Annotated in this window: 10 protein-coding genes; 4 read left to right on the forward strand and 6 right to left on the reverse strand. The window is 62.5% G+C overall.

What is annotated here, in order from left to right; genetic code table 11:
- Window positions 1–14: 14 nt before the first annotated feature.
- Window positions 15–2,387 carry a phosphoenolpyruvate synthase gene (gene ppsA / locus ACN0X6_RS05295; protein WP_417702617.1) on the reverse strand — a complete coding sequence of 791 codons (2,373 nt, stop codon included), beginning with the start codon at window positions 2,385–2,387 and terminating at the stop codon, window positions 15–17.
- Here ppsA and ACN0X6_RS05300 point away from each other — a divergent pair.
- Both ACN0X6_RS05300 and ACN0X6_RS05305 read left to right on the forward strand, forming a co-directional pair.
- Window positions 2,334–2,531 carry a hypothetical protein gene (locus ACN0X6_RS05300; RefSeq protein ID WP_224490690.1) on the forward strand — a complete coding sequence of 66 codons (198 nt, stop codon included), beginning with the start codon at window positions 2,334–2,336 and terminating at the stop codon, window positions 2,529–2,531. The genes ppsA and ACN0X6_RS05300 overlap by 54 nt on opposite strands.
- A 36-nt stretch (window positions 2,532–2,567) precedes the next feature.
- On the forward strand, window positions 2,568–3,386 hold the full coding sequence (locus ACN0X6_RS05305) for a pyruvate, water dikinase regulatory protein (RefSeq protein WP_017676811.1): 819 nt from the start codon (window positions 2,568–2,570) through the stop codon (window positions 3,384–3,386).
- Between the two features lie 66 nt (window positions 3,387–3,452).
- On the opposite strand, the gene prpF is transcribed toward ACN0X6_RS05305, so the two are convergent.
- From prpF to ACN0X6_RS05330, 5 genes are all read right to left on the reverse strand, one after another.
- Window positions 3,453–4,652, reverse strand: a complete 1,200-nt coding sequence (gene prpF / locus ACN0X6_RS05310) for a 2-methylaconitate cis-trans isomerase PrpF (protein WP_417702618.1) — start codon at window positions 4,650–4,652, stop codon at window positions 3,453–3,455.
- A 166-nt stretch (window positions 4,653–4,818) separates the two neighbouring features.
- On the reverse strand, window positions 4,819–7,428 hold the full coding sequence (gene acnD, locus ACN0X6_RS05315) for a Fe/S-dependent 2-methylisocitrate dehydratase AcnD (RefSeq protein ID WP_417702730.1): 2,610 nt from the start codon (window positions 7,426–7,428) through the stop codon (window positions 4,819–4,821).
- Between the two features lie 14 nt (window positions 7,429–7,442).
- On the reverse strand, window positions 7,443–8,603 hold the full coding sequence (gene prpC / locus ACN0X6_RS05320) for a bifunctional 2-methylcitrate synthase/citrate synthase (protein WP_417702619.1): 1,161 nt from the start codon (window positions 8,601–8,603) through the stop codon (window positions 7,443–7,445).
- 187 nt (window positions 8,604–8,790) lie between these two features.
- Window positions 8,791–9,678 (reverse strand): methylisocitrate lyase, encoded by an 888-nt coding sequence (gene prpB, locus ACN0X6_RS05325; protein WP_417702620.1) that lies wholly within the window; start codon window positions 9,676–9,678, stop codon window positions 8,791–8,793.
- Complete coding sequence (locus ACN0X6_RS05330) at window positions 9,675–10,412, reverse strand: GntR family transcriptional regulator (RefSeq protein WP_417702621.1); 738 nt, start codon at window positions 10,410–10,412, stop codon at window positions 9,675–9,677. Before ACN0X6_RS05330 ends, prpB begins: the two co-directional genes overlap by 4 nt.
- 304 nt (window positions 10,413–10,716) lie before the next feature.
- Here ACN0X6_RS05330 and ACN0X6_RS05335 point away from each other — a divergent pair, with 304 nt between their 5' ends.
- Both ACN0X6_RS05335 and ACN0X6_RS05340 read left to right on the forward strand, forming a co-directional pair.
- Window positions 10,717–11,253 carry an ATP-dependent zinc protease gene (locus ACN0X6_RS05335; protein WP_417702622.1) on the forward strand — a complete coding sequence of 179 codons (537 nt, stop codon included), beginning with the start codon at window positions 10,717–10,719 and terminating at the stop codon, window positions 11,251–11,253.
- Window positions 11,254–11,258: 5 nt separating this feature from the next.
- A complete protein-coding gene (locus tag ACN0X6_RS05340) occupies window positions 11,259–12,785 on the forward strand; it encodes an inactive transglutaminase family protein (RefSeq protein ID WP_417702623.1) in 1,527 nt (508 codons plus the stop codon).

Consider the following 12,785-nt stretch of genomic DNA (forward strand, 5'->3'; position numbering starts at 1 on the left):
ATCGATCACAGGCCTCAGGCAGGCTGGGTCTCAGCCAGGAAGAACCAGGTATCGAGTACCGAGTCAGGGTTCAGCGACACGCTCTCGATGCCCTGCTCCATCAGCCACTTGGCCAGATCCGGGTGGTCCGACGGACCCTGACCGCAGATGCCGATGTACTTGCCAGCCTTGTTGCAGGCGGAGATGGCATTGGCCAGCAGCTTCTTCACCGCAGGGTTACGCTCGTCGAACAGGTGAGCGACGATGCCGGAGTCACGGTCCAGGCCCAGGGTCAGCTGGGTCAGGTCGTTGGAGCCGATGGAGAAGCCGTCGAAGAACTCGAGGAACTCCTCAGCCAGGATGGCATTGGACGGCAGCTCGCACATCATGATGACTTTAAGGCCATCCTGACCACGGGCCAGGCCATTGCTGGCCAGCAACTCGACCACTTGCGAGGCCTCGCCCAGGGTGCGCACGAACGGCACCATGATCTCGACGTTGGTCAGCCCCATCTCGTTGCGCACCTTCTTCAGCGCGCGGCATTCCAGCTCGAAGCAGTCGCGGAAGGATTCGCTGATGTAGCGCGACGCACCACGGAAGCCCAGCATCGGGTTCTCTTCTTCCGGCTCGTACAGCTTGCCGCCGATCAGGTTGGCGTATTCGTTGGATTTGAAGTCCGACAGGCGCACGATGACTTTCTTCGGCCAGAAGGCTGCGGCCAGGGTGCTGATACCCTCGACCAGCTTCTCGACGTAGAAATCGACCGGATCACCGTAACCGGCGATGCGCTTCTCGACGCTGTCCTTGATCTCCGGCGGCAGGCTGGAGAAGTTCAGCAGCGCTTTCGGGTGCACGCCGATCATGCGGTTGATGATGAATTCCAGGCGGGCCAGGCCTACGCCTTCGTTCGGCAGTTGAGCGAAATCGAAAGCGCGATCCGGGTTGCCGACGTTCATCATGATCTTGAACGGCAGATCCGGCATGGCGTCGACCGAGTTCTTGCGAATGTCGAAGCCCAGTTCGCCCTCGAAGATGAAACCGGTATCGCCTTCGGCGCAGGATACGGTGACGCCCTGGCCATCCTTCAGCACCTGGGTGGCGTTGCCGCAACCGACCACGGCCGGAATGCCCAGCTCACGGGCGATGATCGCCGCGTGGCAGGTGCGGCCGCCGCGGTTGGTGACGATGGCGCTGGCGCGCTTCATCACCGGTTCCCAGTCCGGATCGGTCATGTCGGAGACCAGCACATCGCCCGGCTGCACCTTGTCCATTTCGGAGACGTCATGAATCACGCGCACCTTGCCGGCGCCGATGCGCTGACCGATGGCACGACCCTCGACCAGCACGGTGCCCTTCTCTTTCAGCAGGTAGCGCTCCATCACGGTGGCGCTGGCACGGCTTTTGACGGTTTCCGGGCGGGCCTGCACGATGTACAGCTTGCCGTCGTCACCGTCCTTGGCCCATTCGATGTCCATCGGACGGCCGTAATGTTTCTCGATGATCAGCGCCTGCCTGGCCAGTTCGCTGACCTCGGCGTCAGTGATGCAGAAACGCGCGCGCTCGGCGCGGTCGACTTCCACGGTTTTCACCGAGCGACCCGCCTTGGCTTCGTCGCCGTAGATCATCTTGATCGCCTTGCTGCCCAGGTTGCGGCGCAGGATCGCCGGACGGCCCGCCTCCAGGGTCGGCTTGTGTACGTAGAACTCGTCAGGGTTCACCGCGCCCTGCACGACGGTTTCACCGAGGCCGTAGGCACCGGTGATGAACACGACATCACGGAAACCGGACTCGGTGTCCAGGGTGAACATCACACCGGCGGTACCGGTTTCCGAACGCACCATGCGCTGCACGCCGGCAGACAGGGCAACCAGCTTGTGGTCGAAGCCCTGGTGCACGCGGTAAGCGATGGCACGGTCGTTGAAGAGGGATGCGAAGACTTCCTTGGCCGCGCGGATCACGTTGTCCACACCGCGGATATTGAGGAAGGTTTCCTGCTGGCCGGCAAAAGAGGCGTCCGGCAGGTCTTCGGCGGTGGCGGAGGAACGCACGGCCACGGCCATGTTGTCGTTACCGGCGCTCATGGTGGCGAAGGCTGCGCGGATCTGCTTGTCCAGCTCGGCCGGAAACTCGGCGTCCATTACCCACTGGCGAATCTGCGCGCCGGTCTTGGCCAGGGCGTTGACGTCATCGACGTCGAGTGCGTCAAGCGCTGCGTGGATCTGCGCATTCAGGCCGCTTTGCTCGAGAAAATCGCGGTAGGCCTGAGCCGTAGTGGCGAAACCACCGGGAACCGAGACACCGGCGCCGGCCAGGTTACTGATCATCTCGCCGAGGGATGCGTTCTTGCCCCCCACATGCTCAACATCGTGATTGCCGAGCTTATCGAGGGAAACTACGTACTCTACCAAGGTGATCTCTCCACTAACTGTATTGGAAAAGCTCAGTGGGCTGCGCAATGTCGAGCGACCGAGGTCGCGCGATTGTGGCCTTGCCCTTGTATAAGTAACAATGCCGAACCCGGTGGGCCCGGCGCAAAACGCGGCCTATCATAGCCAAGAATCGAACTCAGCTTAAGGCCTTTGGCGCAAATGAAACGAACCGCTTTCTTCATCTCCGACGGCACCGGCATCACGGCCGAAACCTTGGGCCAGAGCCTGCTCGCACAGTTCGAGAACATTCAGTTCACCAAACTGACCCGCCCTTATATCGACAGCATCGAAAAAGCGCGCGCCATGGTACAACAAATCGATGCAGCCGCCGAAAGGGACGGCGCCCGTCCGATCATCTTCGACACCATCGTCAACCGCGATATTCGTGCGATCCTCGATACCGCCAATGGTTTCATGATCGACATTTTCTCGACCTTCCTGTCGCCACTGGAGCAGGAGCTGAGCTCGCACTCCTCCTACTCGGTCGGCAAGTCGCACTCCATCGGCCAGCATTCCAACTACATGGAGCGCATCGAGGCGGTCAACTTCGCCCTCGACAACGATGATGGCGCGCGCACTCATTATTACGACAAGGCCGACCTGATCCTGGTTGGCGTATCGCGCTGCGGCAAGACGCCTACGTGCCTGTACATGGCCATGCAATACGGCATCCGCGCCGCCAACTACCCGCTGACCGAAGACGACATGGAGCGCCTGCAGCTCCCCGACTCGCTGAAAAAGTACCGCGACAAGCTATTCGGCCTGACCATCGACCCGGATCGTCTTACCGCCATCCGCCACGAGCGCAAGCCCAACAGCCGCTACGCCAGCTTCGCCCAGTGCGAGTTCGAAGTGCGCGAGGTGGAAGGCCTGTTCCGCCGCGAAAACATTGCCTTCATCAACTCCACGCATTTCTCGGTCGAGGAAATTTCGGCCAAGATCCTGGTGGAAAAAGGTGTTGAACGCCGCCTTAAATAAGCCTTTTAACTATATGTTTTAAAAGAGAAAAGTCTCGCAACTTCGAGCTTTTTCTAGCTTAGGGAATCAGAAGCTCTCGCCCGGCACCCGCACCCAGCCTTCCATCAGGATGCGCGCGCTGCGGCTCATCACGGCCTTGGTCACCGTCCACTGACCGTCGACCCGTTTGGCCTGGGCACCGACACGCAAGGTGCCGGATGGATGGCCGAAACGCACGGCCTCACGCGCGCCGCCGCCAGCGGCCAGGCTGACCAGCGTGCCCGGAATCGCCGCCGCCGTGCCGATGGCCACGGCGCAGGTGCCCATCATCGCGTGGTGCAGCTTGCCCATCGACAGCGCGCGCACCAGCAGGTCGACGTCGCCGGCCTTCACCTCCTTGCCGCTGGAGGTGCGGTAATCCCTGGGCGGGCTGACGAAGGCAATCTTCGGAGTGTGCTGACGTGTCGCAGCTTCTTCCGCCGTTTTGATCAGCCCCATGCGCAGCGCACCGGCAATACGGATCTGTTCGAAGCGGGCCAGTTGCGCCGGGTCGCCATTGATGGCCTCGCGCAGCTCGGTACCCCGATAGCCGATGTCTTCGGCATTGACGAAGATCGTCGGGATGCCGGCGGTGATCATGGTCGCCTTCAAGGTGCCCCCCTCTACAACATCAGCCGGCACTTCGAGGTCATCGACCAGATTGCCGGTGGGGAACATCGAACCGCCCTCCTCGCCATCGTCGGACGGATCGAGGAACTCCAACACGATCTCCGCTGCCGGGAAGGTCACGCCATCGAGTTCGAAGTCGCCGGTTTCCTGCACCTGGCCGTTGCTGATCGGCACATGGGCGATGATGGTTTTCCGGATGTTGGCCTGCCAGATGCGCACCACGCAGGTGCCGTTGTCGGGAATCCGCGCGGAATCGACCAGGCCGGCGTGGATGGCGAAGGCACCGGCCGCGGTGGACAGGTTACCGCAGTTGCCGCTCCAGTCGACGAAGGCCTTGTCGATGGATACCTGGCCATAGAGGTAGTCGACGTCATGTTCGGGCTGACTGCTCCTGGACAGGATCACGCATTTGGAGGTGCTCGACGTGGCGCCGCCCATGCCGTCGATCTGCGCCGCGTACGGATCGGGGCTGCCGATCACGCGCATGAACAGTTTGTCGCGCGCCTCGCCCGGCACCTGGCAGCGCTCGGGCAGATCCTGCAGGCGGAAGAACACGCCCTTGCTGGTACCGCCACGGATATAGGTGGCGGGAATTTTCACTTGCGGCAGATGAGCCATGAGTGCAGTCCTGATAGGGAATGATGGTGCTCGGTTCTTCCCGGATTGCATCCGGGCTACGCGCTAAAGGAGTCGTAGGGTGGATCGGAGCGCGTAGCTGGCGCTTTTTCCATCCACCGTGACAACGCCAGCGGTGGATCGGTGAAGCGTGATCCACCCTACGCAATCAAGCCACCGCGCCTTCGAGGAAGTCCTTGGCGAAGCGCTGCAGCACACCGCCAGCCCTGTACACGCTGACATCGGCAGCGGTATCCAGGCGACAGGTCACCGGCACGCGCAGTACCTCGCCGTTACGGCGATTGACCAACAGGGTCAGGTCGCAGCGTGGCGAAATCTCGCCCTCGACGTCATAGGTTTCGGTGCCATCCAGGCCCAGGGTCAGGCGCGTGGTGCCCGGTTTGAACTCCACCGGCAGCACGCCCATGCCCACCAGGTTGGTGCGATGGATGCGCTCGAAGCCTTCGGCGACGATCACTTCCACGCCTGCCAGGCGCACGCCCTTGGCCGCCCAGTCGCGCGACGAACCCTGGCCGTAGTCGGCGCCGGCGACGATGATCAGGTTCTGCTTGCGGTTCATGTAGGTCTCGATGGCTTCCCACATGCGCATCACCTGGCCCTCAGGTTCCACGCGGGCCAGCGAGCCCTGCTTCACCTGCCCGTCGACCACGGCCATTTCGTTGACCAGCTGCGGGTTGGCGAAGGTGGCGCGTTGTGCGGTCAGATGGTCGCCCCGGTGAGTCGCGTAGGAGTTGAAGTCTTCCTCCGGCAGGCCCATTTTCGCCAGGTACTCACCGGCGGCCGAGTCCGCCAGGATGGCGTTGGACGGCGACAGGTGGTCGGTGGTGATGTTGTCCGGCAGGATCGCCAGCGGGCGCATGCCCTTGAGCGTGCGCTCGCCAGCCAGCGCGCCTTCCCAGTACGGCGGGCGGCGGATGTAGGTGGACATCGGCCGCCAGTCGTACAGCGGGCTTTCCGCTTCCTGCACACTGCCCAGATCGAACATGGGGATATAGATCTGTTTGAACTGCTCGGGCTTGACCGAGGCAGCGACGATGGCGTCGATCTCCTCGTCGCTGGGCCACAGATCCTTGAGTGTGACCGGGTTGCCGGCAGTGTCGGTGCCCAGCACATCCTGCTCGATATCGAAACGCACGGTGCCGGCAATCGCATAGGCCACCACCAGAGGCGGCGAAGCCAGGAAGGCCTGCTTGGCGTAAGGATGGATGCGCCCGTCGAAGTTGCGGTTACCGGAGAGTACGGCAGTGGCGTACAGATCGCGGTCGATGATTTCTTTCTGAATCGCCGGGTCGAGCGCGCCGGACATGCCGTTACAGGTGGTGCAGGCGTAGGCAACGATGCCGAAGCCTAGCTTCTCCAGCTCAGGCAGCAGGCCAGCCTCTTGCAGGTACAGCTTGGCGACCTTCGAACCGGGCGCGAACGACGTTTTCACCCACGGCTTGCGCACCAGGCCCAGCGCGTTGGCCTTCTTGGCCACCAGGCCGGCGGCGATGACGTTGCGCGGGTTGGAGGTGTTGGTGCAACTGGTGATGGCGGCAATGATCACCGCGCCATCGGGCATCAGCCCCTGGGCCTCTTCGCCTTTGCCGGCTTGCAACTTGGCCTCGTCGGCGATGCCGCGCTCGGCCAGCGCCGAAGTGGGCAGGCGACGATGCGGGTTGGACGGGCCGGCCATGTTGCGCACGACGCTGCCCAGGTCGAAGCGCAGCACACGCTCGTACTCGGCGGTTTTCAGCGCGTCGCTCCACAGCCCCAGGGTCTTGGCGTAGTGCTCCACCAGCGTCACCTGCTCCGGCTCGCGACCGGTGAGCTTGAGGTAGTCGATGGTCTGGCCGTCGATGTAGAACATCGAGGCGGTGGCGCCGTATTCCGGGCACATGTTGGAGATGGTCGCGCGATCGCCAATGGACAGGCTGTCCGCCCCGTCGCCGAAGAACTCGACCCAGGCGCCCACGACCCTTTCCTTGCGCAGGAACTCGGTGATGGCCAGGACGATGTCGGTGGCAGTGATGCCGGGCTGGCGCTTGCCGGTCAGCTCGACGCCGACGATATCGGGCAGGCGCATCATCGACGGATGGCCGAGCATCACGGTCTCGGCTTCCAGGCCGCCGACACCGATGGCGATCACGCCAAGCGCGTCCACGTGCGGCGTGTGCGAGTCGGTGCCGACGCAGGTGTCGGGGAACGCCACGCCACCGCGTGCCTGGATCACCGGGCTCATTTTCTCCAGGTTGATCTGGTGCATGATGCCGTTGCCAGCCGGGATCACATCGACGTTCTTGAACGCGGTCTTGGTCCAGTCTATGAAGTGGAAGCGGTCCTCGTTGCGGCGATCCTCGATGTCGCGGTTCTTGTCGAAGGCGTCCGGGTCGAAGCCCGGCGCCTCGACGGCCAGGGAGTGGTCGACGATCAACTGAGTCGGCACCACCGGATTGACCTTGGCCGGGTCACCGCCCTGCTCGGCGATGGCATCGCGCAGGCCGGCCAGGTCGACCAGCGCGGTCTGGCCAAGGATGTCATGGCAGACCACGCGCGCCGGGTACCAGGGAAAGTCCAGGTCGCGCTTGCGGTGGACCAGTTGCTCCAGCGCAGCGCTCAGGTCCTGCGGCGCGCAGCGGCGCACCAGCTGCTCTGCCAGCACGCGTGAGGTGTAGGGCAACTTGCTCCAGGCGCCGGCCTGGATCGCCTCGACTGCCTCACGGGCGTCGAAGTAATCCAGCGCGGTGCCGGGCAGGCGCTTGCGGTATTGGCTATTCAGGGTGTCATTCATGGTTATTTGCGCTCCTCGAGCGGCACGAACTTCAGGTCTTCGGGGCCTGTGTAGTTGGCGCTCGGGCGGATGATCTTGCCGTCGATGCGTTGCTCGATGACGTGCGCCGACCAGCCGGCCGTGCGGGCGATGACGAACAGCGGAGTGAACATGGCGGTGGGCACGCCCATCATGTGGTAGCTCACGGCACTGAACCAGTCGAGGTTGGGGAACATCTTCTTGATGTCCCACATCACGCTCTCCAGGCGCTCGGCGATGTCGTACATCTTGGTGTTGCCCTGTTCCACGGACAGCTCGCGGGCCACGTCCTTGATCACCTTGTTGCGCGGGTCGCTGACGGTGTAGACCGGATGACCGAAGCCGATCACCACCTCCTTGCGCCCTACCCGCTCACGAATGTCGGCCTCGGCCTCATCCGGGCTGTCGTAGCGTTTCTGCACCTCGAAGGCCACTTCGTTGGCGCCGCCGTGCTTGGGGCCGCGTAGCGCGCCGATGGCGCCGGCGATGCAGGAGAACAGGTCGGAGCCAGTGCCGGCGATCACCCGCGAGGTGAAAGTGGAGGCATTGAATTCGTGCTCGGCATACAGGTTCAGCGAGGTGTGCATGGCGCGCACCCAGGACTCGCGCGGCTTCTCGCCATGCAGCAGGTGCAGGAAGTGGCCACCGATGGAGTCGTCGTCGGTTTCGACGTCGATGCGCTTGCCGTTGTGACTGTAGTGATACCAGTACAGCAGCGCCGAACCGAGGGAGGCCATGAGCTTGTCGGCGATATCGCGAGCGCCCGGATGGTTGTGGTCGTCCTTCTCCGGCGCCAGGCAGCCCAGTACGGACACGGCAGTGCGCATCACATCCATCGGGTGCGCCGAGGGCGGCAGTTGTTCCAGCGCCGCCTTGACCCCGGCCGGCAGACCGCGCAGGGCCTTGAGCTTGGCCTTGTAGCCAGCCAGTTCTGCCTGGTTGGGCAGTTTGCCGTGCACCAGCAGGTGGGCAATTTCCTCGAACTCGCAGCGGTTGGCGAAATCGAGCACGTCGTAGCCACGGTAGTGCAGGTCGTTGCCGGTACGGCCGACGGTGCACAGGGCGGTGTTGCCGGCGGCGGTACCGCTCAGGGCAACGGATTTCTTCGGCTTGAAGCCGGGGGTGGTGGTTTCGGTGGTGCTCATCGCTATCTCCTCGACTCTTTTTGTTCTGCTGTGCTCTGGGTAGGGTGGACCGGGCGGCGATCCGCTTGAGCCCAGATGTGGTGGGCTGAAACGGATCGCCGCCCGGCCCACCCTACTTGCTACGCGCGTGGGCCGGAGGCAGTCAGGCAACCTGCCAACCGCCCCGGATTGCATCCTGGCTACAGCCTTATTTCTTGCTCGCGGCGAACAGCGCATCGAGCTTCTGCTCGAAGGCGTGATAGCCGATGCGGTCGTAGAGTTCGGCACGCGTCTGCATCAGCTCGATCACGTCCTTCTGGTGGCCGTTCTGGCGAATCGAGGTGTAGACACTTTCCGCTGCCTTGTTCGCCGCGCGGAAGGCCGACAGCGGGTAGAGCTGGATGGCCACGCCGACCGAGGCCAGCTCGTCACGGGTGAACAGCGGCGTGGCACCGAATTCGGTGATGTTGGCCAGCACCGGCACCTTCAGCTCCTTGACGAAACGCGCGTAGGTCGGCAGGTCGTAGGCAGCCTCGGCGAAGATGCCGTCGGCACCGGCTTCGACATAGGCCTGGCAGCGTTCGATGGCGGCATCGACGCCCTCGGCCTGGATGGCGTCGGTGCGGGCGATGAGGAAGAAGTCCGGGTCGGTCTTGGCATCGGCGGCGGCCTTGACGCGGTCGACCATCTCCTCGCAGGAGACGATCTCCTTGCCCGGACGATGGCCGCAGCGCTTGGCGCCGACCTGGTCCTCGATGTGCGCGGCAGCGGCGCCGGCCTTGATCAGGTTCTTGATGGTGCGCTCGATATTGAAGGCGCTGGGACCGAAGCCGGTGTCGACGTCCACCAGCAGTGGCAGGTCGCAGACATCGGTGATGCGGCGTACGTCGGTGAGCACGTCATCCAGGGTGTTGATGCCCAGGTCCGGCAGGCCCAGGGAGCCGGCCGCCACACCGCCACCGGACAGGTAGATGGCGCGGAAACCGGCGCGCTTGGCCAGCAGGGCATGGTTGGCATTGATCGCGCCGATCACCTGCAGCGGTTTCTCTTCGGCAAGGGCCTGGCGGAAACGCTGGCCGGCGGAGAACTGGGTCATGAATCACCTCGAGTCTTGGATGAAGGGGGGAGCGCTTGATGTCCGCCTTGGGAGACGTAGTGGCGCTCGATATTGCGTTTGGAGGCGCCGATGTGGCGGCGCATCAGCAGTTCGGCCAGCTCGCCGTCGCGGCCTTCGATGGCATCGAGAATGCGGTGGTGCTCGGCGAAGGCCTGATGCGGTCGATTGGGTGTGGTGGAGAACTGCAGGCGGTACATGCGCACCAGTTGGTACAGCTCGTCGCACAGCAGCTTGGCCAGGGTGCGATTGCCACTGCCCTGGATGATCCGGTAGTGGAAGTCGAAGTCGCCTTCCTGCTGGTAATAGCCGACACCGGCCTTGAAGGCGGCGTCCTGCTCGTGCAGCTCCAGCACCCGGCGCAGTTCGTCGATCTCGTGCTGGGTCATGCGCTCGGCGGCCAGGCGGCAAGCCATGCCTTCGAGCGACTCGCGAATCTCGTACAGCTCGACCAACTCGGCATGACTGAGCGACACCACGCGCGCGCCCACATGCGGCACCCGCACCAGCAGCTTCTGCCCTTCCAGGCGATGGATCGCCTCGCGTAGCGGACCACGACTGATGCCGTAAGTGCGCGCCAGCTCGGGCTCGGAGATCTTGCTGCCCGGAGCGATCTCGCCCTTGACGATGGCCGCCTGGATCAGGCGAAAGACATGTTCGGAAAGCGTTTCCGAATCCACCTGAGGCGGTGTAGAGACAACTGATTCAAGCAGCATAATTGTCGACACCAACAGCTTTAGTAGCGACAAAATTACGCCTTAAAGCCGAAAACGTCAAAGCAGACCAAAGTATTGTCGACAATACATCCAGCTCACCCGATCAGACAAACCGCTACCCTACTTGCAGAAAGCTACATAAGCGTCTGTCAGCACGGAAAATCCCCATGTTAGAATCCGCCCGTTAACGCCCAGCCATCGCCTCTTGCCATGCCTGCTAGACTTCATGGCAATCAGTTGTATGGCAGGATGCCGCCAGATGCGGCCCTCCATCCCGCCCCTGGCAATACCTTCTCAAGGACACATGAGACTGAAATCCTTCTCTTTGCTGATCTGCCTCCTGACCTTGTCCTGCCCGACTCTGGCCATGGGCAAGTCAATCTATGGTCTGAACGAATATATCCACGTAGAAGAACTGGACCTGCAGGTAGCCGCCAAACTCGATACCGGTGCCAAAACTGCGTCCTTGAGCGCCCGCGATATCAAACGCTTCAAGCGTGACGGAGAAACCTGGGTGCGTTTCGTGCTGGCCATCGACGATACGCATGAACGCACCATCGAGCGTCCGCTGGCGCGTATCAGCAAGATCAAACGCCGTGCCGGCGACTACGATCCCGATGAAGGCAAGACCTACACGGCACGCCCGGTAATCGACCTTGAACTGTGCATGGGCAAGACCCTGCGCACGATCGAAGTGAACTTGACCGACCGAAGCGCATTCCAATACCCGCTTCTGATCGGCTCCGAAGCGCTCAAGCATTTCGAAGCCATGGTCGATCCAAGCCTTAAATATGCAGCCGGCAAACCCGACTGCACCAATGACGCAACCCCTGGCGAGTAATTCCCATGCGCTCTCTGAACCTGCATCTGAAAGTCCTGATCACCCTCCTGGTGGCTCTGGGCGTTCTGATTACGGCATACCAAATCTTCATTCTCGGCATTCCGGTGACCGAGGACGAGACCGACGACCTGTGGAACATCGATGCCAAGGTCGAATTCCAGGCGACGCCACGTGAGCCAGTGAAGCTGCAGATGTTCGTGCCGCCACTGAACCAGGATTACGTAAGCCTCAACGAGAGCTTCATCTCCAACAACTACGGCGTCAGCGTCAACCGTGTCGAGGGCAATCGCCGTGTCACCTGGTCGGCACGCCGTGCCAATGGCAAACAGACCCTCTACTATCGCCTGGTACTGACCAAGCGTTACAGCGGCGAGCAGGCACCTGCAAAAGGCCCGATCTTCCGCGACAGCATTCCGGTCGAAGGCCCCGAGAAGATCGCAGCCGAAGCCCTGCTGGCACCGATTCGCCAGCACTCGGCGGATGTCGAGACCTTCATCAGCGAAACCATCAAGCGCGCCAACAACGTCAACGATGACAACGTGAAGCTGCTGCTCGGCGGTGATGCCTCCACCGCCAACAAGGCCAATGTCGTCGACCTACTGCTGTCCATCGCCCACGTGCCGATGGAGCGTGTACACACCATTCGCCTGCAGGCCGAAGTCGCTCAGTCGCCGGAGCTGTGGCTGCGTAGTTTCAATGGCCAGAAATGGCTGTACTTCAACCCGGAAACCGGTGAGCAAGGCCTGCCGGACGACCGCCTGGTCTGGTGGATCGGCGATGGCGATCTGGTCAGCCTCGAAGGCGGCCGCCAGGCGCAAGTCAGCTTCAGCCTGAACAACAGCGAGATGAACGCCATCCGCCTGGCCAAACTGACCGACGAGAACACCGACGCCAGCTTCCTTGAGTACTCGCTGTACGGCCTGCCGCTGCAGACCCAGCAGACCTTCATGATCATGGTGATGATCCCGATCGGCGTGCTGGTCATCCTGATCCTGCGCAACCTCGGCGGCCTGCAGACCCTGGGTACCTTTACCCCGGTGCTGATCGCCCTCGCCTTCCGTGAAACCCAACTGGGCTTCGGCATCTTCCTGTTCACCGTGATCACTGCGCTCGGGCTGTCGCTACGCTCCTACCTGGAACACCTGAAGCTGCAGATGCTGCCGCGCCTGTCGGTCGTGCTGACCTTCGTCGTGGTACTGATCGCCACCATCAGCCTGTTCAGTCACAAGCTGGGCCTGGAGCGCGGCCTGTCGGTAGCACTGTTCCCGATGGTGATTCTGACCATGACCATCGAGCGTCTGTCGATCACCTGGGAAGAGCGCGGCGGCAGTCATGCGTTCAAGGTCGCCATCGGCACCCTGTTCGCCGCCACCATCGCCCATCTGCTGATGAGCGTGCCGGAGCTGGTGTACTTCGTGTTCACCTTCCCGGCGATCCTGCTGATCCTGGTGGGCTTCATGCTGGCGATGGGTCGTTACCGCGGCTACCGCCTGACCGAACTGTTCCGTTTCAAAGCCTTCCTCAAGGACTAA

The sequence above is a fragment of the Pseudomonas sp. genome (assembly GCF_048269965.1).
Classification (GTDB): Bacteria; Pseudomonadota; Gammaproteobacteria; order Pseudomonadales; family Pseudomonadaceae; genus Aquipseudomonas.